Origin of the sequence: Synechococcus sp. Tobar12-5m-g (genome assembly GCF_024345415.1) — a bacterium.
In the GTDB taxonomy this organism is placed as follows: Bacteria; Cyanobacteriota; Cyanobacteriia; order PCC-6307; family Cyanobiaceae; genus Regnicoccus.
Map to the genome: position 1 here is coordinate 1 of NZ_JAGQBB010000003.1, position 25,941 is coordinate 25,941.

30 protein-coding genes and 1 pseudogene are annotated in these 25,941 nt (G+C 62.8%); 23 read left to right on the forward strand and 8 right to left on the reverse strand.

Going from position 1 to position 25,941, the window contains the following annotated elements; all coding sequences use genetic code 11:
* Positions 1-385 (forward strand): tyrosine-type recombinase/integrase (locus KBY66_RS02890; protein WP_399224716.1); only part of this gene is annotated, 385 nt, incomplete at its 5' end.
* A gap of 33 nt (positions 386-418) precedes the next feature.
* Here KBY66_RS02890 and KBY66_RS02895 read toward each other — a convergent pair.
* On the reverse strand, positions 419-580 hold the full coding sequence (locus KBY66_RS02895; protein WP_255087653.1) for a helix-turn-helix transcriptional regulator: 162 nt from the start codon (positions 578-580) through the stop codon (positions 419-421).
* Between the two features lie 296 nt (positions 581-876).
* The gene (locus KBY66_RS02900) at positions 877-1,872 is read right to left on the reverse strand and encodes a TIR domain-containing protein (protein WP_255087654.1); all 996 of its coding nucleotides are present in this window, start codon (positions 1,870-1,872) and stop codon (positions 877-879) included.
* Positions 1,873-1,993: 121 nt separating this feature from the next.
* Here KBY66_RS02900 and KBY66_RS02905 point away from each other — a divergent pair, with 121 nt between their 5' ends.
* The 15 genes from KBY66_RS02905 (at position 1,994) to KBY66_RS02975 (ending at position 17,688) form a co-directional block, all read left to right on the forward strand.
* Positions 1,994-3,625 (forward strand): ArnT family glycosyltransferase, encoded by a 1,632-nt coding sequence (locus tag KBY66_RS02905; RefSeq protein WP_255087656.1) that lies wholly within the window; start codon positions 1,994-1,996, stop codon positions 3,623-3,625.
* Positions 3,626-3,664: 39 nt separating this feature from the next.
* Entirely contained in the window at positions 3,665-4,588 is a 924-nt protein-coding gene (locus tag KBY66_RS02910) for a decaprenyl-phosphate phosphoribosyltransferase (RefSeq protein ID WP_255087657.1), read from the forward strand.
* Positions 4,585-5,313, forward strand: coding sequence for an SDR family NAD(P)-dependent oxidoreductase (locus KBY66_RS02915; protein ID WP_255087658.1), 729 nt, complete (start codon positions 4,585-4,587; stop codon positions 5,311-5,313). Before KBY66_RS02910 ends, KBY66_RS02915 begins: the two co-directional genes overlap by 4 nt.
* A 50-nt stretch (positions 5,314-5,363) precedes the next feature.
* A complete protein-coding gene (locus tag KBY66_RS02920) occupies positions 5,364-6,683 on the forward strand; it encodes an FAD-binding protein (protein WP_255087659.1) in 1,320 nt (439 codons plus the stop codon).
* A gap of 50 nt (positions 6,684-6,733) precedes the next feature.
* Positions 6,734-8,824 carry a hypothetical protein gene (locus tag KBY66_RS02925; RefSeq protein ID WP_255087660.1) on the forward strand — a complete coding sequence of 697 codons (2,091 nt, stop codon included), beginning with the start codon at positions 6,734-6,736 and terminating at the stop codon, positions 8,822-8,824.
* Complete coding sequence (locus KBY66_RS02930; RefSeq protein WP_255087661.1) at positions 8,821-9,759, forward strand: NAD-dependent epimerase/dehydratase family protein; 939 nt, start codon at positions 8,821-8,823, stop codon at positions 9,757-9,759. Before KBY66_RS02925 ends, KBY66_RS02930 begins: the two co-directional genes overlap by 4 nt.
* Positions 9,759-11,063 (forward strand): NAD(P)/FAD-dependent oxidoreductase, encoded by a 1,305-nt coding sequence (locus KBY66_RS02935; protein WP_255087662.1) that lies wholly within the window; start codon positions 9,759-9,761, stop codon positions 11,061-11,063. The genes KBY66_RS02930 and KBY66_RS02935 overlap by 1 nt, the downstream gene beginning before the upstream one ends.
* Positions 11,060-11,473, forward strand: coding sequence for a GtrA family protein (locus KBY66_RS02940; RefSeq protein ID WP_255087663.1), 414 nt, complete (start codon positions 11,060-11,062; stop codon positions 11,471-11,473). Before KBY66_RS02935 ends, KBY66_RS02940 begins: the two co-directional genes overlap by 4 nt.
* Positions 11,460-13,025: an HAD-IB family phosphatase gene (locus tag KBY66_RS02945; RefSeq protein ID WP_255087664.1), complete on the forward strand. Its 1,566-nt coding sequence runs from the start codon at positions 11,460-11,462 to the stop codon at positions 13,023-13,025. The genes KBY66_RS02940 and KBY66_RS02945 overlap by 14 nt, the downstream gene beginning before the upstream one ends.
* Positions 13,026-14,365: 1,340 nt before the next feature.
* Complete coding sequence (locus KBY66_RS02950; RefSeq protein WP_255087665.1) at positions 14,366-14,590, forward strand: hypothetical protein; 225 nt, start codon at positions 14,366-14,368, stop codon at positions 14,588-14,590.
* 145 nt (positions 14,591-14,735) lie between these two features.
* The gene (locus KBY66_RS02955) at positions 14,736-15,290 is read left to right on the forward strand and encodes a tetratricopeptide repeat protein (RefSeq protein WP_255087666.1); all 555 of its coding nucleotides are present in this window, start codon (positions 14,736-14,738) and stop codon (positions 15,288-15,290) included.
* Between the two features lie 14 nt (positions 15,291-15,304).
* Positions 15,305-15,928, forward strand: a complete 624-nt coding sequence (locus KBY66_RS02960) for a thermonuclease family protein (RefSeq protein ID WP_255087667.1) — start codon at positions 15,305-15,307, stop codon at positions 15,926-15,928.
* Positions 15,929-15,943: 15 nt separating this feature from the next.
* Positions 15,944-16,009, forward strand: coding sequence for an excalibur calcium-binding domain-containing protein (locus KBY66_RS15815; RefSeq protein ID WP_255087815.1), 66 nt, complete (start codon positions 15,944-15,946; stop codon positions 16,007-16,009).
* Between the two features lie 124 nt (positions 16,010-16,133).
* Positions 16,134-16,358: a hypothetical protein gene (locus KBY66_RS02970; RefSeq protein WP_255087665.1), complete on the forward strand. Its 225-nt coding sequence runs from the start codon at positions 16,134-16,136 to the stop codon at positions 16,356-16,358.
* A 25-nt stretch (positions 16,359-16,383) separates the two neighbouring features.
* Positions 16,384-17,688, forward strand: coding sequence for a tetratricopeptide repeat protein (locus KBY66_RS02975; protein ID WP_255087668.1), 1,305 nt, complete (start codon positions 16,384-16,386; stop codon positions 17,686-17,688).
* A gap of 889 nt (positions 17,689-18,577) precedes the next feature.
* Here KBY66_RS02975 and KBY66_RS02980 read toward each other — a convergent pair.
* Complete coding sequence (locus KBY66_RS02980) at positions 18,578-19,657, reverse strand: IS3 family transposase (RefSeq protein ID WP_255087669.1); 1,080 nt, start codon at positions 19,655-19,657, stop codon at positions 18,578-18,580.
* Positions 19,658-19,704: 47 nt separating this feature from the next.
* Complete coding sequence (locus KBY66_RS02985) at positions 19,705-20,166, reverse strand: transposase (protein WP_255087670.1); 462 nt, start codon at positions 20,164-20,166, stop codon at positions 19,705-19,707.
* A 117-nt stretch (positions 20,167-20,283) separates the two neighbouring features.
* Between KBY66_RS02985 and KBY66_RS02990 the strand changes: the two genes are divergently transcribed.
* Positions 20,284-20,433, forward strand: coding sequence for a hypothetical protein (locus tag KBY66_RS02990; RefSeq protein ID WP_255087672.1), 150 nt, complete (start codon positions 20,284-20,286; stop codon positions 20,431-20,433).
* A 229-nt stretch (positions 20,434-20,662) separates the two neighbouring features.
* Here the strand turns inward: KBY66_RS02990 and KBY66_RS15820 are convergent, their stop codons facing one another.
* A complete protein-coding gene (locus KBY66_RS15820) occupies positions 20,663-20,830 on the reverse strand; it encodes a transposase (RefSeq protein ID WP_399224775.1) in 168 nt (55 codons plus the stop codon).
* Positions 20,831-21,095: 265 nt separating this feature from the next.
* Here KBY66_RS15820 and KBY66_RS15825 point away from each other — a divergent pair.
* The 3 genes and pseudogenes from KBY66_RS15825 to KBY66_RS03005 form a co-directional block, all read left to right on the forward strand.
* Positions 21,096-21,434 (forward strand): annotated as a pseudogene (locus tag KBY66_RS15825) (methyltransferase domain-containing protein); the annotation flags it as partial.
* 152 nt (positions 21,435-21,586) lie between these two features.
* Positions 21,587-21,784, forward strand: a complete 198-nt coding sequence (locus tag KBY66_RS03000; RefSeq protein WP_255087674.1) for a hypothetical protein — start codon at positions 21,587-21,589, stop codon at positions 21,782-21,784.
* Between the two features lie 178 nt (positions 21,785-21,962).
* Complete coding sequence (locus KBY66_RS03005) at positions 21,963-22,976, forward strand: acetylserotonin O-methyltransferase (protein WP_255087675.1); 1,014 nt, start codon at positions 21,963-21,965, stop codon at positions 22,974-22,976.
* Positions 22,977-23,037: 61 nt separating this feature from the next.
* Here the strand turns inward: KBY66_RS03005 and KBY66_RS03010 are convergent, their stop codons facing one another.
* The 3 genes from KBY66_RS03010 to KBY66_RS03020 form a co-directional block, all read right to left on the reverse strand.
* Positions 23,038-23,892, reverse strand: coding sequence for a lysophospholipid acyltransferase family protein (locus KBY66_RS03010; RefSeq protein WP_255087676.1), 855 nt, complete (start codon positions 23,890-23,892; stop codon positions 23,038-23,040).
* A 59-nt stretch (positions 23,893-23,951) separates the two neighbouring features.
* Positions 23,952-24,167, reverse strand: coding sequence for a Nif11-like leader peptide family natural product precursor (locus tag KBY66_RS03015; protein ID WP_255087677.1), 216 nt, complete (start codon positions 24,165-24,167; stop codon positions 23,952-23,954).
* A 98-nt stretch (positions 24,168-24,265) separates the two neighbouring features.
* Positions 24,266-24,412, reverse strand: coding sequence for a hypothetical protein (locus KBY66_RS03020; protein ID WP_255087678.1), 147 nt, complete (start codon positions 24,410-24,412; stop codon positions 24,266-24,268).
* Positions 24,413-24,548: 136 nt separating this feature from the next.
* On the opposite strand from KBY66_RS03020, the gene KBY66_RS03025 reads away from it, so the two are divergent.
* Genes KBY66_RS03025 through KBY66_RS03035 form a run of 3 tightly spaced genes read left to right on the forward strand, consistent with a single transcriptional unit; the run spans position 24,549 to position 25,891 of the window.
* A complete protein-coding gene (locus KBY66_RS03025) occupies positions 24,549-24,842 on the forward strand; it encodes a hypothetical protein (RefSeq protein WP_255087679.1) in 294 nt (97 codons plus the stop codon).
* 1 nt (position 24,843) lies between these two features.
* Entirely contained in the window at positions 24,844-25,413 is a 570-nt protein-coding gene (locus KBY66_RS03030; protein ID WP_255087680.1) for a hypothetical protein, read from the forward strand.
* 31 nt (positions 25,414-25,444) lie between these two features.
* Entirely contained in the window at positions 25,445-25,891 is a 447-nt protein-coding gene (locus KBY66_RS03035; RefSeq protein ID WP_255087681.1) for a TspO/MBR family protein, read from the forward strand.
* Positions 25,892-25,941 lie beyond the last annotated feature (50 nt).

The window sequence follows — 25,941 nt, forward strand, 5'->3', positions numbered from 1 at the left end:
TGTGCGGCGGGCTCATCCGCCTTCTCACATCAGCCTTGACGGCCTCGCTGTAGCGACGCATCGGTCATCTCCTCAAGCCCCCGGGTGTACGGATGAAAGGGGTGACATCTTTCCTGAACCCGGGGGCAGTGGATACATCAGCAACAACACCGTCAACATGGCGCTCAAGCGCATGGGATTCGATGGGCGCATGTGCGGCCATGGCTTCCGGGCTCTGGCGATGACCAACGTGCAGGAGCAACTGGGGATTGACCTCTGCATTGCCGATCGACAGTTGGCTCACATCGAGAAGAACAAGGTGACTGCGGCCTACAACCGTGCCGAGTACTGGCCGCAACGGGTCTCGATGATGCAGCGCTGGGCTGACTTGCTCGATCAGGTGTGAGCCAGCTGCTGATGCCCAATCCCAGCGTTCTGCTCACGCGGGGCCGTGACCGTTCAGCCGTTCTTCGATCCAGACTTCCAGGTCGTCCTGTGACCAGGCCACCGTGCGGGGACCAATGCTGATCTGCCTGGGGAATGCCCCAGCGGCGATCAGCTTGTAGATCGCCGTCCGGGAGAGGCCGACCTTGTCCTTCACCTCGCCCCCGGGTGTACGAATGAATGGGGTGACATCTTTCCTGAACCCGGGGGAACCCGTGGGGATATGCACTATGTAACTCATTAGCCCTAAGCGCAGGTCTGATATCCATACTTCGATCTTAAGCGAAAGCCAGTTAGCTAGTAATGCATTGCATGGCTGCTATCCTTGAAGTCATGCAATGCCTTGGAGGTTAGCGATGGTCCCTTTCCACATAAACCCAGACCCCTTCAGGCTAGCTCAACAATGGTGAGATAATAGACAGTCTCCCCCGAAGTTACGACTGCAACTCCAACTTAGTTAAGCCTCTGTGCCCGCAATTGCCATTCTCTATCATGGCCACAAAAACCCCAAGTTCCATTCATATTGCGACCATCAGCTGACAAACTTAACAAAAATAAACCTTCTTGTCTGCCACTCGGACAATCCTGGCCAGTACCGGATGTGTTTATATATGTTCCTGCAATCTTAGAAATGTTTCCTCCTACAAAGGTACCCGTAATCTTACCACTTGTAAGGCGTCTGTTAATATCAAGTCCTCTATAATTTCCTTCGATCCCATGCTGGTCAGAGCTTAGTGTCATTTTCAATTCATTACTCCATGCACCATTAAATTCAAATTGAAGACCCCATGATCCTTCCCAGTTGTGGAAAGGGGAAGTTTGGGGCTTGACTTGATGTTTGGACGCAACTTGAGGCTGGGTCGTAACTTGAGGTTTGGACGTAATAATGTACCAGGCTGACGCAATTAGAAGGAGCCCGACGCCCGTGACAACTGATGCAATGGGTTGAGATAGCCAAGGATTTAGATCTTTCCGAATGTATGGACGCAGGGCCTTGATTAACACCTGCACATCGGAATCCCATCGGGTGTGGGTCAGTTCTACTGCGTTGCGAAAGGCAAGAGCTCTCAGATCTTCTGGAAGTTCTTCTGCTCGTGGCATTTTCGCCCCCTGGACTAGTAATGGCAAGACAGGGATATCGCGGCGTAATGCTGAAGCGATTTCGAGTCGAACAAAGTCCATTGGATCATCAAGTCGAAGAGCACCTGAGTGATCCTTGGCGATAACCCAACCCTTTCCTATGACTGCGAGGAGGACACTACAAGAGGTCACTTGGTTATCAATGGCTTTGCGAAAGTCTCGTCCAGGCTCGATTCCAGTAACATCCATAAAAACCGCATTGTTACCAAAATGACGTATTAGATCATTAAACAGACGCCCCGCCTGACCCTCGGTGTCACCCTTGCGATAAATGATGAGGATTGATTTTGCTCTCCGGGCATTAGTCATAGTCCTGGTTTGGTCTGTAAGTGCTTAACTATAGTGGCGTGGACTTCCATAAACCGATCCAGCCCTTATGAGAGCTTCCCGACCGGCCAGACTCCCTGGTGGCCCTATCCCGCCTGTGCCCATGTACGAAGGAAGAGCGAGCAGATTCCGGCCAGTCGGTCTGCTGGTCTGGTGCGCAGTCCTAGCCAGCAGTCTGTTCGCCCTCTGGTTCTGGTTGAGTACGGCTTCACAACCTCTGGTCGATCAGTACGAATTTCGGCAGACGCAGACCGCACTCACGGCCTTTCATCTGTTCCGGAACGGGAACGGCCTCCTGAACTACGAGACCCCGGTCCTGGGTAAACCGTGGTCCATCCCCTTCGAGTTTCCTACTTTTCAGCTTGCAGCTTACTCGCTACAGAAGATCTCGGCCCTTGATCTTACCAGCGCGGGGCGGCTGACCAGCATCGGCTTCGCCCTGGCCTGCCTAGCCATCAGCATCGCCATTCTCAGGCAATTCTCGATTTCGAGAATTGGTATCGTCGTATTTGCACTCCTTTACCTTTCTTCGCCAATTTACCTGTACTGGAGCAGAACTTTCATGATCGAAAGTACTGCCTTGCTGTTCAGTCTAGCAGCTCTCTACCTATATTGGGCCTCCAGGCGACAGGATGACTGGCGCGGGAGGAAGAGCCTTTCGATCCTTACCGCTCTGCTGATCTGCCTGACGATGGCACTGCTGACCAAGGCCACCACCGCCTTGCCGGTGTTCCTGCTGATCCTGATCGACCAGGCCTATGTGATGGGGGCCGCAACCCTGCGCCGAACCCACAGCGTCGACAGGCACAGAATCCTCCCCCGTGGCGGCATGGTGCTCACCATTCTCCTGCTGTCGTTTCTTGTCTTGAAGGGTTGGACCACTCACGCCGATGCGCTAAAGGATCTGAATCCAATTGCACGATTCCTCACATCCCAGCGACTGGCGAGCTGGAACTTTGGAGATTTCCATCAACGCCACTCTGGCGATCTGTGGATCGGCGTTTTTTCGCAAAGAATGTTAACCCCGAATGGATCCATTCCCATTGCCATTCTTTTGACCCTCGGTATCATCAGGCCCCATCCCAGCAGCCAGAGCCGCTATCTGCTTCTCTGCTGCATGGGCCTGGCGCTGGCACCGCTACTCATCTTTACCAATCTCCACATTGTCCATACTTACTATCAGTACGCCAATGAGATCTACCTGCTTCTTGCCATCGCCGTCGCCAGTGATGCTCTGTCAGGCTCAGGCCGCCGATCATGGAATCTTCTTCTCGGCATCTGCCTGACCCTCATCATCATCAGCTTCTACGGTACCTTCTTCGGGTCCTACTATCGGGATGCCCAACTCAAGGACAATGCTGCAAGCGTGGCCGGGAGATACATCAGGAACATCACGAATCCTGCGGAGGCCATCCTTGTGTTCGGCGATGACTGGAACTCCGCAATGGCCTTCCATTCACAGCGCAGAGCTCTCACCTATCCGAACTGGGCTGCTTCAGACGATGGGATAAAAAAGGATGACCTTCTGGCCAACCCGGCTGACTTCATCGGTCCGCTCAAGCTAGGAGCCATCGCCAGCAGGTGGAAAAAGATTCCTGCGGAAAAAGTGCTCATGGCCTGCGGTGGAGCCGCCAGTCCGAATCCCCACGCCGAGGGCGACTGGCTGATCTACTCCTGCCGGTCCGGTACAGCGGCGGGTGCCCTGCAGGATGTGTCATCGGAGGCCAAGCCGTAAAGCCCGAGCCCATCCACAGTCCCTCGCGCATCTGAGTCCTTGGCCTTCGTTCCTGTCCTGATCCGTTCCTGCCGGCCCCGGCAATGGAGCAAGAATCTGCTGGTGTACGCATCGGCGGTGTTCAGTTTCTCGCTGGATCCTTCGGTCTGGTTGCACTCCAGCCTCGCCCTCCTCTGCTTCTGCCTGATCTCCAGCAGCATCTACCTGGTCAACGACGTCATCGATGTCGAGGCCGATCGCCGGCACCCCAGCAAATGCCACCGGCCGATCGCCTCCGGAGCCCTTCCGATCCCCGTGGCCCTGACGGCCGCCGTTCTGCTGGCATTGGCGAGCCTTTCCTTGGCAGCGACCCTGACGGCCACTCTCGTCGCGGTGATCCTGACCTACGCGCTGATCCAGCTCGCCTATTGCCTGCGGCTCAAGAGCCAGCCCCTGCTCGACCTGTTCTGCATCGCCTCCGGCTTTCTGCTGCGGGCCGTCGCAGGGCTGGTGGCCACGGGTCTCGGCAGCTCCCCCTGGTTCTTACTCTGCGTGGGCCTGCTCGCTCTCTTCCTGGCGGTGGAGAAACGCAAGGGCGAACTAAGGGTGTCCCTGGATCGTGGTGTGATCACCCGCCAGGTGCTGGGGCGCTACTCGTTGCCCCTGCTCCAACGGCTGGAATCCCTGGTGGCGAGCAGTGCCTTCATGGCCTACGCCCTCTGGAGCGCGGGTCCCACTCTCAAGGGCGCTCCCACCAGCTGGATGCTGCTGACTGTTCCCTTCGTGCTGGTGGGAATCTTCCGCTACCAGCTGCTCAGTGACCCCGAGGAGGCCGAACGACGGGCCGGCCGGCATCCCGACCAGAGCACGGAACGGCCGGAGGAGATCCTGCTCGGCGACCGCGGCATCCATCTCACCCTGCTGGGCTGGATGATCACCGTGGTCATGGTAGGGATGGGCCACCGCATGGGCTGGTTCCGATGATACGCAGCGCCTTCGTGCTCGGCAGCACCAGCGCTGTCGCAGCGGCCCTCTGCCGGGCGCTGGCCGAGCAGGGCTGTCGCCGCTTCCACCTGGTCGCCCGCGACGCCAACGCCAACGAACGGCTGGCCGCCGAACTGCGTGTGCGTTACGGGGCCGAGATCAGCCTGGAAGCGTGCGATCTTTTCGCCACAGCCTCCCTGGACAAGCCGCTGAGGCCCAGCATCGATCAGAGCTTCGATCTCTATCTCATCACTGCAGGCTCGCTCGGGGATGCCGAGGTGGCTCGGTTTGATCCAGCTGAAGCGCTGGCGATCACAGCCGCCAACTACAACGGGCTTCTTCCCTGGCTGACCGCCATCGTCACATCCGAACGGATCGCCAGGCCCGGAAGACTGTGGGTGTTCACTTCAGTGGCCGCCGACCGGGGCAGGCCCTCCAACTACCACTACGGCGCAGCCAAAGCGGCCCTCACCACCTACTGCGAAGGGCTGCTGCTGCGCTGTCAGGGCCAGCCCTTCTGCGTGCGCATTCTCAAGGCAGGGTTCATGGCCACACCGATGACGCTCGGCAAGGCCCCACCCCTGCTCTGCGCCAGCCCCGAGTCTGTGGCCCTGGACCTGCTGCAACGGCCCGATCGCCGTGGCATCGAGTACATCCCCTGGTGGTGGGCACCGCTGATGTGGATGGTTCGCCTGCTGCCGCGTCACCTGGCCAGCAAGCTATGAACCTCACCTGTCCCTCAGGAACCTGCACCCTCACGGGCTGGGGCCGCACGATGCCCGTGAAGGCGACGGTCTGGAGACCAGCGTCGTTGGAGCAGTTGCAGCAGTTGGTGTATCAGGCCAGGCAGGGCAGCCTGATCGCCCGTGGCCTCGGCCGGTCCTACGGGGATGCTGCCCAGTGCGCCGAAGGGAATGTGATTGATCTGGGCGGATTCGATCGGATCGAACTCGATCCGGTCCAAGGCACCGTCACGGCCGGAGGGGGTGTCAGCCTCGCCTCGGTGCTGCGGGTGATCGTTCCGGCCGGCTTCTTCCTGCCCGTCACCCCCGGCACCCGCAACGTGACGGTGGGGGGTGCCATCGCCGCCGACGTGCACGGCAAGAACCACCATGTCGAGGGCAGCTTCGCCAGCCACGTGCGCCAGCTGCAGCTGGTGGACGGCAACGGCGAGATGCGCACTCTGCAGCCAGATGGCGAGGCGGAGGCCGCCGACGCCTTCTGGGCCACCGCCGGCGGCATGGGGCTCACCGGCGCCATCACCGAGGCTACCTTCACTCTCCTGCCGATCCGCACCTCCCTGATCAGCGTCGATACCGACCGCCACGGCACACTCGACTCCCTGATGGCGGCGATGGTGGAGGGGGACGCGCGTTACCGTTACAGCGTCGCCTGGGTGGACAGCCTCCACCCCCGGGGCCGGGGGGTGCTCACCCGTGGGGACCACACCAGCCTCGAGCAGCTGCAGGAGCAGGCATCCGCGCAGATGGCGGACCCCCTGGCCTACGACCCCAGGGCGCTGGCTTCGGCACCGGCCTTCCTGCCGGGGGGGCTGCTGAACACCTGGACGGTAAGGGCCTTCAACGAAACCTGGTTCCGCAAAGCCCCCGCCCATCGGATCGGTGAGCTGCAAGCGATCGGCCCCTTCTTCCACCCCCTTGATGGGGTCGCCGACTGGAACCGCATCTATGGACCAGCCGGCTTCCTGCAGTACCAGTTCGCCGTGCCGGACGAGGCCGCCGAGTTGGTGCCCCGCGTCCTGGAGGCCCTGCGAGGCATCGGCGCGCCCAGCTTCCTGACGGTGCTCAAACGCTTCGGGTCCGCCAATGCGGGCCCCCTGTCGTTCCCAGGACCCGGCTGGACCCTGGCCGCCGATGTGCCGGCGGCCGTGCCCGGTCTGTTTGAGCTGCTCGATCGGCTTGACGAGCAGGTGGCTGCCAGCGGCGGCCGCCTCTATCTGGCCAAGGATTCGCGCCAGTCCGCTGCCATGTTCCAGCGCAGTTATCCGGGACTCGACGACTGGCGGCGGCAGCGCACCCGACTCGATCCCCGCTCCGTCTTCAGCTCCGATCTGGCCCGCCGCATCGGCCTCTGATCAAGCGGGGAGAGCCTCACCAACTGTTCATCCACCCTTCCTACGCTCCGTTGCTCGTGCCACCCGGCGAGAGCCCCCGACGGTCAAGGCTGGCGATCGGACAGCGCTGGCAGCCGTTCGTGGTGCTCGTCTCAGCGCTGGCAACGGCAGTGATCGTCTGCTTCGGGATTCCGTTGGCCTATCCCGCCCTGGGGCTTGATCCCTCCTGGCAGCAGGCGCTGGTGGAGGCCACGGACAGCAGCCGGGTGTTCGGGCGGGAGGTGATCTTCAACTTCGGTCCCCTGCATCAGGCCGCCACCGATCAGGTCTCCACCAACCTGGTTCCCTTGCTCACCGGACGGCTCGTCTTTTCGGTGGAATGGACGGCCGCCGTGCTGATGGCCGGCCTGCTGCGGGGCCTGCAGATCCTGGCCGCCGTGGCGATCGGACAGGCCGGTAGCGCGAAACCCGATCCGATGTTCTATTCCCTAAGCAGCCTGGGAGTGCTCCTGTCGGTCGTGCACACTGCAACGGAAACGGGCCCGCGCAGGGCCAGGACCACTCTGATGCTGATGGTGGCCATCGGGATCGCCCTGTCGACGCTGGTGAAACTCAGCTTCACAGCTGCCGCCCTGCCCGCCCTGACGTGCATGCTGTCGCTGGAGTTCCTGCGACTCTGCGCTCGACCGTCTTGCCGCCCGGCAGGGGCCTTGGCGGCCATGGCCATGATCCCGCCCGCGGCCCTCGTAGCAGCCTGGACCGGCGTGAGCTCCGGCGGACCTGAGGATTTCGCCCCGTACTTCACCGGCCTGAATGCCGAGATCGTCCTGGGCTACAGCGTGGCCACGAGCGCGATCGGACCCAGTCCCCAGATCGGGCTCGTGGCCGTCGGGGCCTACGGCCTTGCCTCGTTGGTGTCGGGCGTCCTGTGCTGGCTCACCCACTTGAAACCCTTGTCGAGGACTTTCCCAACGCCGACCCTATCGAAGCTGGCCGCCCTGGTGCCAGCCCTGACGTTGCTGGTGATCCAGTGGGTCGTCCTGAAGGCGGGTTTCGTTCGCCTGGACGGTCACATCGTCACCGGGACGATGCTGTGCATCCTCTTTCCACTCTTCGTGCTGGCGCTGGGGGGTCAGGATCTCTCCTCTCTCAGCAGCGGGCATCGCTGGCGGCTCGCTGCACCCATCCTCCTGTTCGCAGCCGGGGCGCTCCTGATTCTCGCCGCCCTGCATCGCAAACTCCCCCTGCACAACCATGGGCCCGTGACCTCTCTGCTCAACACACCCGCCATAGCAGCCCTGCTGCTGCTGTCGGCCGAGCGGGAACGGATCCTCGCCAGGCGAGGCGCCTCCCACCGCGACCTGCGGGGAGAATCGGAGGACTTGTGGTTGAAGGACGGCGCCAGCGCCGACATCCTCCCCTGGGAGGTCACGGCGTTGCTGGCCAACGGCGCCCCGTACCGCCCCCGGCCCGTGCCGCAGTCCTACTCCGCCTACACCCGTCCCCTGCAGCTGGCCAATGCCGCGTACTTCGCCCCACCCCACCCCCCCCGACCGGCTGGCCTGCCGCCGCCGCCGGAGCAGGTGGTGGTCAGCGTCAACGACATCGACGGCCGACTGCCGATCTCCCTGGACTCCCCGGCGATCCGGACGATCCTCGAGACCCATGCCTTCAGCCATACGGGCAGTCGTGGATCGCTCGTCTTCGGCCCGGGGGGGCACGGCATCCCCCTCGGGCCGAAGACGGTCGTGTCCGGTGAACTGAGCTGGAGAAGCACGGGCCAGGGAGGATTCAGCAGCACGCCGATCCCCCTGCCGGGCCAGGGGTCCATCGCCTGGCTGAGCGTCGATCTGCGCGCGACCCTCAGCCGGTCAGGCGCCTCAATCCTGTTCCGGTCGTTTCCTTTCTTCTTCGACTATCTGGATGCGAATGGTACTGTCGTCGAGAGCGACAGGATCGTGCCGAAAGCGGTGACGGACCTGCTCGTGTTTCCGTTGATCAAGAATAATGAGGAGCTGCTCGGCATGGTGGAAAGGAGAACCGGACGGCAGAAAGATCCCGTCCGCCACCAGTCACAGCTCGCGGCTGTGCGCTTCTCCGTGAACGGCTTCGTCAGGCCCTTCGATGTAAGCCCCTACAGGATGGAGGGGATCCGGCGATGAGGGTAATCCTCCCCGGTGGAGCGGGCCTGGTGGGCCTCAACCTGATCGCGGAGCTTCAGCAGCACCATCCCGACTGGCAGCTGCTGGTGGTGGACAAGAAGGTCGAAGCGCTGGAGGTCGGCAGGCGTCTGTTTCCTGCCGTCACCTTCGTCGGCGAGGACCTCACCCGCACCGATGGGCAGACATGGCCGGCCCTGCTGAGCGGTTGCGATGCCTGCGTGATGCTCCAGGCCGAAATCGGCAGCATCGATCCCGGCGCCTTCGAGCGCAACAACATCACCAGCACCGAGGTGGTGCTCGCCGAACTGCGTCGGCAGGGCATCCCCAGGCTGGTCCACGTGAGCAGCTCGGTGGTGAACTCGGTGGCCACCGACCTCTACACGAGCACCAAGCGCCGACAGGAGCAACTCGTCAGGCGTGCCTGGCCCGACGCCGTCGTGCTGCGCCCCACGCTGATGTTCGGCTGGTTCGACCGCAAGCACCTCGGCTGGCTGGCCCGCTTCATGCAACGCCTGCCGGTGTTCCCGATCCCCGGCTCCGGTCGGTTCATCCGCCAGCCCCTCTACGTCGGCGATTTCTGCCGGATCATCGAGAGCTGCCTGGAGAATCCCTCCTTCAGCGGCACCTACGACATCACCGGCACCGAGCGGGTGAGCTACATCAGCCTGATGCGCCAGTTGCGCACGGCCGTGTCCGCGCGGCCACTGATCCTCCACCTGCCGATTCCCCTGTTCGGCTGGCTTCTGCAGCTCTGGGCCCTGATCAGCCGTCAGCCGGCCTTCACCCGGGATCAACTCCGTGCCCTCACGGCCGGCGACGAGTTCCCGGTGATCGACTGGCCCAGCATCTTCTCGGTGACGCCCACGCCCCTGGCCGAGGCCCTGCGGATCGCCTATCGGGACCCGCGCTACCGCGACGTGGTGATCCCCTTCTGATGAGCAGCTCCCCCAGCATCGCCGTCATTGGCGGCGGCCCGATGGGTCTGGCCGTGGCCTACGAGCTCTGTCTGCAGGGCTTCCGGCCCGTGTTGCTTGAAGCCGACGATCGGCTCGGCGGCATGGCGGCCAGCTTCGATTTCGCCGGTGTTCAGCTGGAGCGCTATTACCACTTCCATTGCCTCAGTGACCGTGCCTTCTTCCAGCTGCTGCAGGAACTGAACCTGCAGGATTCCCTGCGCTGGAAACAGACCCGGATGGGATTCTTTCTCGATGGGCGCCTCTATCCCTGGGGCACGGCCGCAGCCGTGCTCGGTTTCCGGCGACTGCCTTTGGCAACGCGCCTGCGCTATCTGCTCCATGCCGCGCGTTGCCTCACGATCCGCGACTGGCACCACCTCGATGGCCTGTCGGCGACGACCTGGCTGAAACGCTGGCTCGGCGAACAGGGGTACCGCGTGCTGTGGGAAAACCTCTTCGCCTACAAGTTTTATCACCACAGCGATTCGCTCTCGGCCGCCTGGATCTGGAGCCGGATCCGCCGCATCGGCCAGTCACGCCGCGGCCTGAAGGAAACCCTGGGTTATCTGGAAGGGGGATCGCAGCGCTGGATCGAGACCCTCGCCGCCGAGATCCGCCGGCGCGGCGGCACGATCCGGCTTCACAGCCCGGTGAGTCGGCTGGGCGGCAGCGACGGGGCAGGTGGGGTGGTGCTGTCCACGCCGGCGGGAGAAGAACGTTTCGATACCGCCATCTCCACTGTGCCGCTGCCGTTGGTGGCTCCCATGCTGGTGGCCGGCGGCGCTGATGCGGCGCTGGTGCGGCCGTTCGAAGCGCAGCTCTCGGTGGCCTGCGCCTGCGTGGTGATCCAGACGAGACAACCGATCACCCCGAACTTCTGGACCAACGTGAATGACGAGCGCTTCCGGATCCCCGGCATCATCGAAATGTCGAATCTGCAGCCGCTGCAACCCCACATCACCTACGTGCCCTTCTACATGCCGGCCGATCATCCCGACTATGGTCGTCCGAGCGCGGCCTTCATCGACGATTCGATCGCCTGCCTGAAGGCGATCAATCCGTCCCTCCAGGACGGGGACATCGTTGCTGCCCACTGCAGCCGCTACCGCCATGCCCAGCCCGTGTGCGGCCTCCATTTCCTGGGCAGTCTGCCGCCGCTGCAGCCCCTGCCGAACCTCTGGATTGCGGACACCACCGTGTACTACCCGGAGGACCGGGGCATCTCCGAGAGCGTGCAGTTCGGTCGCACACTGGCGCGTGAGGTCGCAGGCAGGCTGCGATGACGACCACGGGGAGTCAACGGCGGGAATTCACGGCATTCGTGATCACCGGCGGGCTGGCGGCCCTGGTGAACGTGGTGAGCAGGGTCGGCTTCTCCACGGTGGTGCACTTCGAGCTGGCGGTCCTGCTGGCCTACGGCTGCGGCATGCTCACGGCCTATCTCCTGGCCCGGAGGTTCGTGTTCGTGAACAGCCGCGTCAGCGTGCGGCGTTCCTTCGCCGCCTTCTGCCTCGTGAATGCCTTCGCGGTGCTGCAGACCTGGGTGGTGAGCCTCGGGCTGCGCAACTGGCTGCTGCCCTTGCTCGGCATCGTGGTGTTCCGGGATCTGATCGCCCATGCCATCGGCGTCGCCGTGCCGGTGGTCAGCAGCTACTTCGGGCACAAGCACATCTCCTTCCGTGATCACCCCTGACGACGGCCGTCCGGTGGTGGCCGCCTTCGACTTCGACGGCACCTTGATCCCTGGCGACTGCCTGCTGATGCTGCACCGCCAGCTCAAGGGGGTCGCAGGCTTGGCCCTGGACTGGTTGCACCTGATCGCCCCATTCCAGGCCTGGGTAGGGGGCAGCCTGAGCACGGCCGCCTTCAAGGAGCGTTACCTGGGCGTGCTGCTGCGGGGCACGACCAGGGAGGCACGCTCCGCCGCGCTCGGCCAGAAACTCCCAGCCGCGCAGTGGCGCGCCCTGCGGCCCCGAGCCCTTGCGCGGTTGCGCTGGCATCAGGCCCAGGGCCACCGCGTCGTGATCATCTCCGCCTCGCCCCGCGCCCTGATCGCTCCGCTGGCCGCTCGACTGGGGGTGGACCTGCTCGCCACCGAAACCAGCGATCCCCTGGCGCACGGGCCGGCCACACCGCTGCGGCTCAGCTCGGCCAACTGCAAAGGGGAAGAGAAGGTGCGGCGGCTCGGGGCCTGGCTGGATCGGCCCCTGGAGGAGATCAGCCTGCATGCCTACGGCGACAGCCGGGGGGACCGCCAGCTGCTGGAGGTGAGCACGGCCCCCCACTGGCGCAGCTTCGGCCCGGATCCACTGCCCTACCCAGCCAGGAAGCCGAAAGCGGCACCACCCGGTGGCTGGATCCCGCTGCTGGCGCTCCTTCTGCTGAGCCTGGCCCTGTTCGGGCTGACAGGCCTGGACCCGGTGGAGCGGCTGAGCCTCCAGGGGGCCCTGGGTCGTGTGATGGCCTGGCTTCCGGCCATCTATGGGATCCTGGGAGTGGCCTACCTTGGGCGCTACTGGCGCTGGCGCCTGTTGCTCAGCTCCGCAGGCATCGGCCGTTGGGGCTGGCGCGATGCCAGGGCCTGGTTCGTGGGCTTCGCCCTCACTGCCACCCCCGGCAAGCTCGGTGAGCTGAGCCGGGTACAGCAGCTGCACCGGGAACTCGACTACCCGCGCCCGCCGCTGGTGCATGTCTTCGTGGCGGAACGGCTCTGCGATGGCGCGGCCGTGCTGCTGTGGCTGGCGCTGCTGGCGCCCTCCGCCCTTCGGGCTGGCCTGGGCCGGCTGCCGCCGACAGGGATCGGCCTGCTGCTGCTGGCAGGAGCAGCGACTCTCCTCGCCGCCATCTGGATCTGGAGAAGGTGGGGAGGACCCTGGCAGCACCATCTGCCCAGTGGTGCCCTGGCCAGGGCCTGCCGGCCGGCCGGCGCCGTGACTCTGGGGATCTGGGCCTGCGAATCACTGATTCTCTGGCTGCTGGTTCAGGTGGTCAGCCCCGCCCACACGGTGCCGATCCAGGCGGCGATCGGCACCTACCTGCTCTCGGGATCGCTCGGGATGCTCTCCACCCTCCCAGGCGGCGTGGGCGTGAACGAGGGGGCCACGATCCTGCTGCTGGCCCGCTTCGGCGTGCCCCCGTCCGCCGGACTCGCCATCGCCATCCTGCGCCGCCTCTGCACCGTGTGGAGTGTGACCGGGCTGGCCGTGCTGCTCGGCTGGTGGCGCGGCAGCCGTGAAGGGCCGTAGCTGCCAGCCACGGCTGATCAGCCAGCGCGGCATTGCACTGGTCGCACGCGAGATGAACAGGAACAGCCAGATCAACGAGGCGCGCAAGGCCTGAATCAAAGCGGGAGGCGATATGGCGGAAACATGCTTCATCGCAGAGACCCGCCACCTAACGCAAGGATCAGAGATGGCCGTGAAACGGGCAAAGAGGGCTGCCGGGCATCTCTGCGAAGTCACGGGACAGAATGCCTCCCGGCAGAGGAAATGGACCTCTCCGGCCAACATATTGTTGACCGGCGCACCCCCCCCGGACCTGGCAGACTTGACCGACAACATCCTGGTGATCACTCCAGATCGGCATCAGGAGTTTCACACCTGGATGGCCCGGGAGAACTGCACCCGAATCATTTTCTGAACTTCGCCGAAGCCGTGTGTGCTGATCTGTTCGATCCGGTGAACCCCAGGCAAAAGAAACAGCTGCAGACCTTGACCCGACGACTGAAGAGATTACAGCAGGAATGGGAGGGGCGCCAGGTGAGGTATCACAGGGACTAACTAGGAGCTGAGCCGCACCGCCGTTCTACCGAACGTCGTTCGGCTAGCAGGTGGTGTCGGCTCCAGCGATGAGTTGGTTCGCCGCGCAAACAGTCTAAGCATTAGATACAACCGTGAAAACGCGGTCGAATCAACTACAAAATAGGCGGTTCCCTGATCCACTCACCCCCCGGTTGAGAACGCCGCCTATGCAACCCCATCTCCCCCATGGTGATTGGTGAACCCCTATTGGCATGGGGATTCTGCCGGAATTTGCTGCGTGAGGCCGAGTGCATCACGAAACTGAGATGCAGGCCGATCCAGGGGCTGTGAACAGCTTCACATAGGAGATTTTTGGGGACAGTTGATCGACCCAGGCCCCCTCTAGCTGCTCCGGGGTGATGCCATCCGGTAAGGCTTCCGGGCGGATCCTGTAACGCCAGGCGTGGCCATCGGTCCCCCTCGATCGGTGGGCTTCCAGCTAGAAGCCGCATAGCCGCAGCAGGCGCCGCAGGGTGGCGGTGCCGGTCTTGGCGGGGGGGCTCACCCCAGGGCCTGGGTCAAGCCGAACCCTGCGCCTTCTGGAGGCCGATACCGTTGCAAGGACATCGGCAGCTTCGCCCTGGCCAAGGAGCTGCTGCGCCAGGGCCATACCTACCTCGATGGGAATGCGGACGGAGTTGCCAGCGAGTCGCTGCGGTGAAGGAGGCTGTCGAAACCCGCCAGCTAACCCATTGGGTGCCAGCCGATGGCTTAAGTAAGAGACGGAGTGTAAAGCTGGTTTCTTGATCTACAGAGGGGACGCCACTCCGGTTCGACACGAACCAATGCGCCTCTCTCTCATAGCGACTGCTGCCCTGGCCACCCTCACCCTGGCTCCGCTACCTGCCGGTGCAAAGGTGGTTGACGAAGGGAAGCCCAGCCCCGGCGGCTTCTATTGGCAGAAGGTCCAGAAAAGCAATGGCAGCACCCAGTACCTCTGCCGCTCAACCAAGGATGATGCGATCCAGAAGAACGCGAAGTGTGATGGGGCGAAAGCTGCCAAGCATTAGCCGCGCACTTGCTCTCTGCGCCTCAGTGCTGCTCCTGGCTGGGCCTGCTTCTGCCGGTGAATTCCATGGCGAGCAACCCGTGCCAAGTCGCTGGAAGTTGGCGGTTCAGCAGGCGGGCGAGCGATCTCCAGAGCCTCCGCCACAGGTGCTGGAGTGGATCAAGCAGGCAAAAGCCTTCGAATCCCAGGGTGCGTATGGGAAGGCGGCGGAGTTGTGGGAAAAGCACTTGGGCTGGGCTGAGAAAGTGCTCGGGCCCAATCACCCCAATACCGGCGCAAGCCTCAACAACCTTGCGGAGATGTATAGGACCCTGGGGGCCTACTCCAAAGCCGAGCCCCTCTACCTCCGCGCCCTGGCGATAGATGAGAAGACGCTGGGTTCTGATCACCCCAATACCGCCCAGATCCTTAACAACCTCGCGCTGCTGTACCTCAACCAGGGTGCATACGCCAAGGCCGAGCCCCTCTTGAAGCGAGCCCTGGCGATCTACGAGAAGGCGCTGGGGCCCGATCACCCCGATACCGCCCAGAGCCTCAACAACCTCGCGGCGCTGTACCTCAACCAGGGTGCATACGCCAAGGCCGAGCCCCTCTTGAAGCGAGCCCTGGCGATCTTCGAGAAGGCACTGGGGCCTGATCACCCCGATACAGCCTCAACGCGCGATCGACTGGAACAGTGCCGGAAAGCGCTCAACAACTGAGATTCTGGCTTGCCATGAGCCCTCCCCTCCCTCAAGACCTGATCCGTCACGTGTTGTTTGTTGGGCTGCTGGCTCTCCCGCTTGTTACCCCCTTGGCCGCTGCAGCGGCCAAGGTGATCTCGGTCGGTGATGGTGACACCCTGCGGGTCGAGGACGGCGGGAGAAAGGTAACGATCCGGGTGGCCTGCATCGACGCCCCAGAGATGGCGCAGTCTCCCTATGGGCAACAGGCCAGGCAGGCGCTCCAGGACATGCTGCCGGTCGGCTCCACGGTGACGCTAAAGACCCAGACCAAGGACCGCTATGGCCGGACCGTTGCGGAGGTGTTCGCCCAGAACGGGGCCAACGCTGGTCTCGCCCTGGTGCAACAGGGCCATGCCTTCGCCTATCGCCAGTACCTCAAGCAGTGCGACGAGTGGGTCTATCTCGATCGGGAGAAGCTGGCCCAGCGATACCGCGTTGGGGTGTGGAGGTTCGACGGCGAGATCCAGCGCCCCTGGGACTGGAGAGCCGCCAACAGAGGCGCCACGCGCCAGCCGCCGCAGCGCCCGGTGACGCTGACGATCATCAACGACAGGGCAGCTCCCGTCTCCAGTCCAGGCCGGAGGTGGTATTGCGCAAATGTTGGGTCTTGGTAGAGGGCGCAGCAGCTCCTGCGGGATGGGCACACATACCTCGACGGTGACAGTGACGGTGAAGCGTGCGAAGCGCTGCGGTGAGGGAGGCTGTCGAGACTCGCCAGCTATCCCATTGGGAGCAAGCCCTTGGCTGAAGTAAGAGACGGAGTGTAAAGCTGGTTTCTTGATCTACAGAGGGGACGCCACTCCGGTTCGACACGAACCAATGCGCCTCTCTCTCATAGCGACTGCTGCCCTGGCCACCCTCACCCTGGCTCCGCTACCTGCCGGTGCAAAGGTGGTTGACGAAGGGAAGCCCAGCCCCGGCGGCTTCTATTGGCAGAAGGTCCAGAAAAGCAATGGCAGCACCCAGTACCTCTGCCGCTCAACCAAGGATGATGCGATCCAGAAGAACGCGAAGTGTGATGGGGCGAAAGCTGCCAAGCATTAGCCGCGCACTTGCTCTCTGCGCCTCAGTGCTGCTCCTGGCTGGGCCTGCTTCTGCCGGTGAATTCCATGGCGAGCAACCCGTGCCAAGTCGCTGGAAGTTGGCGGTTCAGCAGGCGGGCGAGCGATCTCCAGAGCCTCCGCCACAGGTGCTGGAGTGGATCAAGCAGGCAAAAGCCTTCGAATCCAAGGGAGCCTATGGAAAGGCGGCGGAATTGTGGGAACAGGTCTTGGCATGGAGCGAGAAGGCGCTGGGGCCCGATCACCCCGGTACCGCCACCAGCCTCAACAACCTCGCAGTGCTGTACTCCGAGCAGGGTGCCTACGCCAAGGCCGAGCCCCTCTTGATGCGAGCCTTGGCGATCAACGAGAAGGCGCTGGGGCCCGATCACCCCGATACCGCCACCAGCCTCGACAACCTGGCGAGGTTGTACGACAGGCAAGGCGCCTACGCCAAGGCCGAGCCCCTCATGATCCGCGCCCTGGCGGTCAGGGAGAAGGCGCTGGGGCCCGACCACCCCGATACCGCCACCAGCCTCAACAACCTGGCGGGGTTGTACGACAGCCAGGGCGCCTACACCAGGGCCGAGCCCCTCATGATCCGCGCCCTGGCGGTCAGGGAGAAGGCGCTGGGGCCCGACCACCCCGATACCGCCCAGAGCCTCAACAACCTGGCGGGGTTGTACGACAGCCAGGGCGCCTACACCAGGGCCGAGCCCCTCTACCTCCGCGCCCTGGCGATCAACGAGAAGGCGCTGGGGCCCGACCACCCCGATACCGCCCAGAGCCTCAACAACCTCGCGTACCTGTACTCCGAGCAGGGTGCCTACGCCAAGGCCGAGCCCCTCTTGATGCGAGCCTTGGCGATCAACGAGAAGGCGCTGGGGCCCGATCACCCCAATACCGCCACCAGCCTCATCAACCTCGCGTACCTGTACTCCGAGCAGGGTGCCTACGCCAAGGCTCAGCCCCTCTACCTCCGCGCCCTGGCGATCAACGAGAAGGCGCTGGGGCCCGACCACCCCGATACCGCCAAAAGCCTCATCAACCTCGCGTTCCTGTACGCCAGCCAGGGCGCCTACGCCAAGGCCGAGCCCCTCATGATCCGCGCCCTGGCGATCAACGAGAAGGCGCTGGGGCCCGACCACCCCGATACCGCCAAAAGCCTCAACACCCTGGCTTGGTTGTACGAGAGCCAGGGTGCATACGCCAAGGCCGAGCCCCTCTACCTCCGCGCCCTGGCGATCAGCGAGAAGGCGCTGGGCTCAAATCATCCGATCACTCTCAGGGTGCGGGAAAACCTGGAACGGTGCCGGAAAGCACTGGGTAACTGAGATTCTGGCTTGCCATGAGCCCTCCCCTCCCTCAAGACCTGATCCGTCAAGTGTTTTTTGTTAGGCCCCACGCGATGGCCTCCGCATGTTTGCTATGAACTTTGCGTTGATACGGACTTTCTGCAACTCTTGCTTCGCGCTCAGCTTCCGCTTTCGCATGATGACGAAGTAGAAGGTTTGCTCCCAGTCGGTTATCCATCCCTTTGTGTGTGCGTAGTCGTTAGCCTCGGCATTCAGAGACTTTTTGTTGTCAGATCTGATTCGCTTGACGGCCTGGAAGATGAGATCGGAAGGGAGGCCGATGAATTTCTTGACGCAGCAGTTCCCGACCGTGGCAAAAGTGCCGCTGATCTAGTTGCGAAGATTGCAAAGTTCGATGATCGGAAAGTGGCCGCAAAGACAGGTCTCCGGTTCGTCTGCCTCGTAGACATCGTTCAACACCCATTCGAGTTTCGCCTGGTCCCAAGTCTTTGAGTGGGATCGATCGATGATCTCTTTGGTGAGCCGAAATTCGGACTTTGGATTTCCAGTGAAGCCGATGGGCGGGATTTGTGGGGCCTAACAACTACATGGTCGGTTCCGTGATCCACCACCGCCCTGGTTCGGAACGCCGCCTTTGCAGCTTCCTTTTTCCATGGTGGTCAGTGGAGAATCCCTGTTTGCATAGGCGGGACCTATCAGGGAAGTTGTCCGCTCGGGGTGCTGAGCTGAGCACCGAAATTGAGTGTACTGCGGGTTGAGGTTCAGGGTCCCCGCGGCCGGAGTGTCGTTGTCATCGATGGCTGTCTTTGGTCGGGGTTGGGGCGTCGGGCCCTTGATCGCGGCTGTTGCCGATCGCGCCCTTGGAGGGGCGCCATCGGACAGCCACGGGGGCCTGGATTGTTGAGGGTCAAGCAGCTACAAGTGTCTGCGGTCGGGGATGGTTGATGCTCACAACCTGTGGCTGGCTCCAGTCACGGATGTGACGACTCCAGCGCTGCGGATTCTTCTGCCGAGCTTCTTCGTAGGTCTGCTGCCGGATGGCACAGATCCCATCAGCCTGGCCGTAGTGCCGCTGATTGGGCGTCACATACTTGATGCCGCTGTGCCGGTGCTCAGCGTTGTACCAGTCGACAAAGCCATCCACCCAGGCTTTTACCGAGAGCAGTTCCCGGAAGCGCCGTAGCGGATAACTCTGGTGGTACTTCATGGTACGGAACCATGATTCAGCGTAGGCGTTGTCGTTGCTCACACGTGGCCTGGAGAACGAGAGCGACACACCCAACTCGGCCATCTTGGCCGCCAAGGTGAATGAGCGCATGGGGGCGCCATTGTCCGAGTGCAGGACCGCAGCAGTCTCCTTGCTGATTCCTTCATCGCGGCAGACGCGATCAAAGAATGCGCTGGCCAGCTCGCTGCATTCGCGCTCATGCACTTCCACTCCAAGGATGCGGCGGCTCCACACATCCATCACCATGTAGAGATAGTAGAATTGACCCTTGACATGGCCGGGCAACAGGGTGATATCCCAGGCCAGCACTTGGTAAACTCCTGTTGCCTCCAGCACCGGGACTGGCCTTGGCTCGCGGGGAGAGCGGGCCCTACCACGATGGTTCAGCAGGCCTTCCTGCCGCATGATGCGGTAGATCGTGGACTCTGAACCCACATACATTCTCTCCTCAGCAAGAATGGCCACGATCTGAGCAGGCGTAAGATCGGCAAAGCGCGGATCATTGACGGAGTCAATCACCCGCTGCCGCTCTTTTGCCGTGAATCTGTGAGCCACTTCACGTGGGGCACCCTTGCGGCGATCCACACTGAATCCCTGGCCGCTGATATCAAGCCCCCAGCGCCGCAGAGTGCGTGAACAGATGCCGATCAGATCAGCAACAGCCTTGATGGAAGCTCCTGCATTGAGGCCTTCATAGAGAAAGTCCATGGCTTTATTTCTCTGCTCTGACGGAATCAGGACTCCTCTTCTCGCAGCCAAAGCTGATCGAGCTTTTTTGACAGCAACCGCTTCGCGGAAGCGTTCCGCTACAGCAATGTTGCCGCCTCCGAAAGAGCTTTGTCCTTCTTCTGCAACTCACGTTCCAGGCGCCGGATCTGGCGGGCCTGCTCCTGGTTTTTGCGCTGTAGATCCCTGTGGTCGGTCATGGTCGGCGCGCTGGGGCCATTCGCATCCTCTGCCGCCTGGCGCCAGCGGGCAAGCTGCTTGGGATAGAGCCCACGCTCGCGGCAGTACGCGCCGAGATCGGGGCCGCTGAGGCCTGCGGCCTGGATCACGGCGGCCAGCTTGTCGGATGCGCCCCACTGCTCCGGCGGCTTCCTGGTGGCCGGCACCAGCTGCCCCTCTTTCTGCCACTGACTGCGCCAGTTGTAGAGGGTCTGTGTGGTGATCCCGGTGTCACGGGCGATCTGGGCCACGCTCTCCCGGTTGGGCGGGCTCATGCGATTGCGGATCTCGGCCCGCACGGCATGGTCGTAGATCGGTTTCATGGTCCTCGGTTTGGCCCCCTGGTGGATGGGTCAGACCGAGCGGACTTCTTTCCTGACAGAGGGGGAGGGATTCTGCCAGATTTCTCTGCTTCAGGCCGAGTGCATAACGCAACTGAGATGGCCGGCGGCGCCATCTGCCGCAGCCGCCTGCTCACGGTCACCACCACCCTCAGGCAACAGGGGCGGGATATCTGGGGATTTGTGGAGCAGGCCTGGATCGCCCATCATCGCGGCGGGGTGATGCCATCATTGCTGCTGGATCCCTGAGTTCAGCAGCAAGGGCAGCGCTGCTTCTTTGCCCGCTCAGCGATGAGCGATCAGGCGTGCATTCGCCCGGCGGGGCGTCCCGGCCCCTGAATGGTTTCAAAATTCTTGAGTATTGCAATACCATTTTGCATTGTCATGTCATTGCAGACCTTGAGCAGGTCTGGCCCAATTCGTTTACGGAAGTGAACCATCATTGAAGGATCGAAAGGCTTTATGAACTGGTAACCACTCAGCCGATTAAATACTGCATATATGGACTCTCTGCGATCATCTCGACCGTGTCTCGGTCCGTATAGCCCAGCCGTTGCTGGATGCAAAGAGATCCCAGCGCCATCCAGAAGGGCTTCGCTGGTGCTCCGATCGTGCGGTTGAATTGTGGAGCATCTTGATCTTCCAGTTGCTACCAAGGAATGATCACGGACATCACCACCCATCGGCTGTCAGGATCTAGCTGCTCCCCAAAGGGATGGTAAGACTCCTCGATGGATAGCTGACCGTTGTGCCGGATGAGATACATTTGAAGGCCTTGAGGTTATTCTAGTGAAGAAATCACTACTTTCGACCATTCCTATCATTAGATTATCATTGAAATAAGCTGCACTGGAATGGATCTGCGTTTTTCAGCAAGCCCAAGGTACCGATGTCTCGACGCGCTTCAGTCGATGGCAGCGGGCAGGGCGTACAAGGCCCGTGCACTCACGGTGCTGGACCTTAAACCAGGATCATCTGCCCTCGAGGTGGCCGGTGCCCTCGGCGACGATGTGGCGCGGATCAAGGCATTCGGCGCCCGAGCTGTTGGTGTCGACCGCAGCCGCACGCTGATCGCCGTGGCACAGTGGCGCCACGCAGTTGGCGGCTGCGAATTCACCGTGGCAGATGCTGCGGGCCTTCCGTTTGCGGAGGGCAGCTTTGACGCGGTCCGTGTCGGCCGCGCCCTCCAGCACATCCCCGACCCTGGCAGGGTCGTCAGCGAGATGGCCCGCGTCGCCTGCGGCGGCGGAGTGGTGCTTTGCGCCGAGCCCGACTGGGGGTCCTTCCTGCTGGGCGGCGGCCAGTCCCCACTGACCGAGCGGATCCAGCACGACTGGATCCGGACGTTCCAGAATCCGTGGATCGGCCGCGAGCTGCCGATCTTCCTCTCCGAACCCATTGGGTGGGCGATCTTCACCGCGAGGCGGTGTGGCTGCCCGCCCATGGGTTCGCCGAGACGGACCTCCTGTTTGAAATCGATGCCAACGCCCGCAAGATTGCCGCTGAACTCCCCAAGGCGCTCCCCTGCCTCGAGGCCTACCGCTTGGGGGAGGCTTACACCGGCGTTCTGATGCTGATCTGCTGGGGCCGCAAGGTCTGATGTGCCACGGCAGTTGTCGCCACCAGGCAGGCTCAATCCTTCAACCACAGGACATCGTGACCATCGCCAAGTAGGCCTGCTCAGCCGCTCATCCATACCCACGGATCGGATGTTCTGATCCAGGGCTCAGCCCACGACTCGCTCGTGTCTTACGCTTCTCTCACCGCTGGAGATAGCCATGAGCGCGCAGCCAACCCCCGACACAATCATCCAGACAGGTCTGGGTTTTTGGGCCTCCAAGACTTTGCTGAGTGCCATCGAGCTGGGTCTGTTTACAGAACTTTCCCAGGGCTCCACGAACTCTGATTCCATCGTTGCTTGTTTGGGCCTTCACCCCCGTGGAGCCCGTGACTTCCTTGATGCACTGGTCGCCCTGGGTTTTCTGAATCGAACTGGCGACCAATACAGCAACACACCGGAGACGGAACTCTTTCTGGATCGGAACAAGCCTTCCTACATCGGTGGCATCCTGGAGATGGCGAACCATCGCCTCTATCCAGCCTGGGCCCATCTCAGCGAAGCACTTCAAGCGGGCGAGCCGCAGAACGAAATCAAGGGTGGCGGGCCCGGTCTGTTCGAAACGCTTTATGCCGATCATGCCCGTTTGAAGGAGTTCCTCGCCGCCATGACCGGCATCAGTCATGGCGCCAACCAGGCCATCGCCCGGGCCTTTCCCTGGACGAACCACCGCACGTTCGTTGATGTGGGTACAGCACAGGGAGATCTTGCGACCCAGATCGCTCTCGCCAATCCGCATCTGCGTGGCTTCGGGTTTGACCTGCCCGAGGTGGCGCCGATCTTCGAGGAGTACGTTGCCCATGCCGGCATCGACGACCGGCTCACATTCCAATCAGGTGATTTTTTCAAACACCCCATACCCCAGGCCGATGTGGTCCTGATGGGCCACATCCTTCACGACTGGGATCTACCCACGAAGAAGATGCTGATTGGAAAGGCGTTTGATGCAATTCCGATCGGGGGCGCGCTCATTGTCTACGAGGCAATCATCGATGATGATCGCTCAAAAAACTCCTTTGGATTGCTGATGAGTCTAAACATGCTCATCGAAACACGAGGTGGTTTTGACTACACATTCGCTGACTGCACAGCTTGGATGATGGAAGCGGGATTTTCCGAAACGCGCGCCGAGCCACTTGTTGGCCCTGATTCGATGGTGATTGGTATCAAATAGAGCCTTTCCGTGGAATTCCACACGGCCCCACCAAAACTTGTCAGGCGCCTGACGCAGGATTTTATGCGCATCGTACTTGCGGAGTGGCCGACGCCTCAGCAGCCAAAAGATCCAGCTCCTCCTGCATCGCCAACACCACCTGCTGATAGCACACCTGCACATAGTTCCGATCCCTGCTGGCGGCATAGCCGCTGCGCTCGAAGTGAATCGGGGCGCAGACGCGGGTGTGGATTCGTGCTGGCAGCGGAATGTTTGGCAGGGGGCCAAACGCCAGACCCCAGGGCATCCCGAGGTAGACGGGGAACACTTCCGGATCGATTCCCATCAGCCAGGGCAGGCCCAGGCGGTGCAACCGTTCCACTTGGGAGTAACAGTCCTCGAGCACGACCAGGGTGTCGTGGCTGCCCCAGGAGATCAGCGGAACAACCGGCAGGGAATGCCAGAGGGCCAACCGAATGAAGCCCGTGCGGCCGCTGAAATGGATCTGGCCCCGGCAGCGATGGGGCCGGAAGGCATCGTTGCCGCCACCGGGATACACGAGCAGGCTGTGCCCCTGATCGAGAACCGCAAGCGCGTTGCGTGGATAGAAGGGAATTGCGCCCACCCGGGCGGCCAGCTGGGCCATCGCCGCATTGGTTTGCCAGACCTTGGCGTGGGCCAGGCCATACACCTGGCGGCCGTACCCGAAGCGCCGGAACCAGTCGTAGAGGAACATCGGCAGATCCGGTGTGGCCAGACCGCCGTTGTGGGAGCCCACCAGCATCAGCTGGCCACAGCTGGGCACATGCTCCCAACCACTGGATTGCACCCGGAAATAGTGCCGGTAGAACCAGCCCCACAGCGGCATCAGTTCCCTGATCAGCTGGGGATCGCGCAGCAAGCCGGGATCGCGATCAGGTGCAACGCCGTTGGCCATGGAGGCGGAAAAGCCGACAATGGCCGGTCGATCAGCGATCAGGCTGGCATCCCATGGCTTCAGGAGCAGGAACGGCTGGATTGCCGCTCCCGTTGCAGCCGCTCGCGCCGATCTTCCTCCCGGGCCTCGTGCAGATCGGCGCGGGTGAGCCGGTAGCCCAGGCGCCTTGCCGCCAGGACCAGCTCCAGCTCCGAGCGGCAATGCTTCAGCGACCTGCGCATTGCTGCGCTGGCTTCAGCCTCCTGGACGAACCGTTCAAGCTCGCTCCACGTCATTGAAGGCCCACCGGGTCTTCCACCCTGCCAACAAAGCCTGGCGGATGCCAACGTTCAGAACACAGCTCAAGGTTGGGCAGGCGACAGGGGCGGCAGGCTCAGCGGTTGCTTCCTTCGCTCTGGGATTCGGAGCTATTCTGATGGCCCTTGAGGTGCTTTTCGCAGGCCTTGGCCGTTGCGCTGTGAAGCAGGAGGCTGGCCAGAGCCGTGAACAGCATGGCCATGAATGGGAACGGTTTCGCCATGGCCAAGAAAGTTCTCCTTCAACTTCCCATCTTTTTTGGCCGTGGTCAAGTCGCACGATCGCCTTGTTGCAGGCCCAGGCTCTGCCGATGCCTGCCCCGGGCCGCCAGAGTTGTGATCCTGCCCAGGCACCCTCCGATGACCCCCTCCCCGAACACCGTGCTGGCCAGCTCCGCAGGCTGGGTGGCAGTGCTGCTCAACTTGGTGCCCGGACTCGGCACCGGCTACATCTACCAGCGCCGCTGGAAGGCCTACTGGATCAGCTCGGCGATCACCACTTCCTGGTTCGTGCTGGGGGCAGTGCTGGCCCAGAACCAGGGGGTCGCCGTCACGTCCCGGGATCAGGCGATCGGTCTTGCCGGGCTGGTGCTGGTGGCCGCCATCACCGCCGTGGAAGCCGGGGTGGCCGTCCGGCGCTCCCGCCAGGGCTGAGGTGGAACCGCACCTCCCCACCACCCACCCCTCCCCGCTGCCCGATGGGCCCTGGCTGCTGGAGCGCGAGCGGCGCAGCCGCCAAGAAGGCAGTGGCATCGCAGCGGCCGAGCTGGTTGGAACCTGGCTGCTTGTTCAGACCTGGCCGCGTCGTTCCAACCAGCCCGCCGTCATCAGCTCCGCCATCCTCCGCGGCCTGCAGGCCAGCCTCACCCTTGCCGCCCCCGCTCGCGCCACGGGCGACCCCAAGGCGCTGTTCACGATCGTCAACCGCGTGCAGCTCGGTGCCTTGGAGTTCCGTTTCGAGGGTCGGGCCTGGCTGCAGGGCCGCCGCCCGCTGCTGCTGTTCCGCTTCGAGCGGCTGCGGCTCCGGCTGGGCCGCTGGCACTGCCTGGATCGCCCCTTGCCAGGGCCTGGGGATGGCGCCGCTGCCAGCGGGAGAACCAAGGGACTGCCCTTCTTCGCCCTGATCTCCACGGGATCCACCCCACCATGGCTGGCGGCGCGGGGCAGGGGAGGCGGCCTGGCCATCTGGCGCCGGTTGCCCGAGGCCTCGATCGCTAAGGTTTGAACAGCCATCGCTGCGTTCGCGGATCGCGCCCATGCCGGCCTGGCTCTTCATTCTTGTTGTGCAGGTCGGCGTCAGCCTCAGCCTCAACCCGAGCAGCGCCGACTTCCAGTGGTTTCTGCGGCTGCGACGGCCGGCCTGGCTCACGTTCGAGCGCTGGATCCCGCTGATCTGGCTGGTGATCTACGGCTGCTTCTACGCCGCTGCCCTGCTCAGCTGGGAGGCCGGTGGCGGCTGGGGCGCCATGGCCGGATTCCTGCTGCTGCTGGTGCTGGTGCAGAGCTACACCTGGCTGATCTGCCGCACCCGCTCCCTTTCAACCGGCACCGTGATTGGCTTCGCGGGCTGGGCCTGGGGCATTGTGCAGGCCATCCTGGTGGGCACCCACTCGTCGGTGGCGGCGTTGCTGCTGGTGCCCTTCCTGCTTTGGAGCCCCCTGGGCACACTTGTGACCTGGCAGATGCAGCGCCTCAACCGCTGATGCCGGCTGAGCCGAAGCTGACTGCGGCGTACGCTGCCGTTCCGTGATCA

Excerpts from the sequence above, each read along its gene's own strand:
- KBY66_RS02930 (WP_255087661.1), top strand. The coding sequence starts at position 8,821 with ATGAGGGTAATCCTCCCCGGTGGAGCGGGCCTGGTGGGCCTCAACCTG.
- KBY66_RS02905 (WP_255087656.1), top strand. The coding sequence starts at position 1,994 with ATGTACGAAGGAAGAGCGAGCAGATTCCGGCCAGTCGGTCTGCTGGTC.
- KBY66_RS03010 (WP_255087676.1), bottom strand. The coding sequence starts at position 23,892 with ATGGCCAACGGCGTTGCACCTGATCGCGATCCCGGCTTGCTGCGCGAT.
- KBY66_RS02990 (WP_255087672.1), top strand. The coding sequence starts at position 20,284 with ATGGCCGGCGGCGCCATCTGCCGCAGCCGCCTGCTCACGGTCACCACC.
- KBY66_RS02960 (WP_255087667.1), top strand. The coding sequence starts at position 15,305 with ATGAGCCCTCCCCTCCCTCAAGACCTGATCCGTCACGTGTTGTTTGTT.
- KBY66_RS02970 (WP_255087665.1), top strand. The coding sequence starts at position 16,134 with ATGCGCCTCTCTCTCATAGCGACTGCTGCCCTGGCCACCCTCACCCTG.
- KBY66_RS02920 (WP_255087659.1), top strand. The coding sequence starts at position 5,364 with ATGCCCGTGAAGGCGACGGTCTGGAGACCAGCGTCGTTGGAGCAGTTG.
- KBY66_RS03035 (WP_255087681.1), top strand. The coding sequence starts at position 25,445 with ATGCCGGCCTGGCTCTTCATTCTTGTTGTGCAGGTCGGCGTCAGCCTC.
- KBY66_RS03020 (WP_255087678.1), bottom strand. The coding sequence starts at position 24,412 with ATGGCGAAACCGTTCCCATTCATGGCCATGCTGTTCACGGCTCTGGCC.
- KBY66_RS02915 (WP_255087658.1), top strand. The coding sequence starts at position 4,585 with ATGATACGCAGCGCCTTCGTGCTCGGCAGCACCAGCGCTGTCGCAGCG.
- KBY66_RS03015 (WP_255087677.1), bottom strand. The coding sequence starts at position 24,167 with ATGACGTGGAGCGAGCTTGAACGGTTCGTCCAGGAGGCTGAAGCCAGC.
- KBY66_RS02985 (WP_255087670.1), bottom strand. The coding sequence starts at position 20,166 with ATGAAACCGATCTACGACCATGCCGTGCGGGCCGAGATCCGCAATCGC.
- KBY66_RS03005 (WP_255087675.1), top strand. The coding sequence starts at position 21,963 with ATGAGCGCGCAGCCAACCCCCGACACAATCATCCAGACAGGTCTGGGT.
- KBY66_RS02900 (WP_255087654.1), bottom strand. The coding sequence starts at position 1,872 with ATGACTAATGCCCGGAGAGCAAAATCAATCCTCATCATTTATCGCAAG.
- KBY66_RS02940 (WP_255087663.1), top strand. The coding sequence starts at position 11,060 with ATGACGACCACGGGGAGTCAACGGCGGGAATTCACGGCATTCGTGATC.
- KBY66_RS02950 (WP_255087665.1), top strand. The coding sequence starts at position 14,366 with ATGCGCCTCTCTCTCATAGCGACTGCTGCCCTGGCCACCCTCACCCTG.
- KBY66_RS02935 (WP_255087662.1), top strand. The coding sequence starts at position 9,759 with ATGAGCAGCTCCCCCAGCATCGCCGTCATTGGCGGCGGCCCGATGGGT.
- KBY66_RS03025 (WP_255087679.1), top strand. The coding sequence starts at position 24,549 with ATGACCCCCTCCCCGAACACCGTGCTGGCCAGCTCCGCAGGCTGGGTG.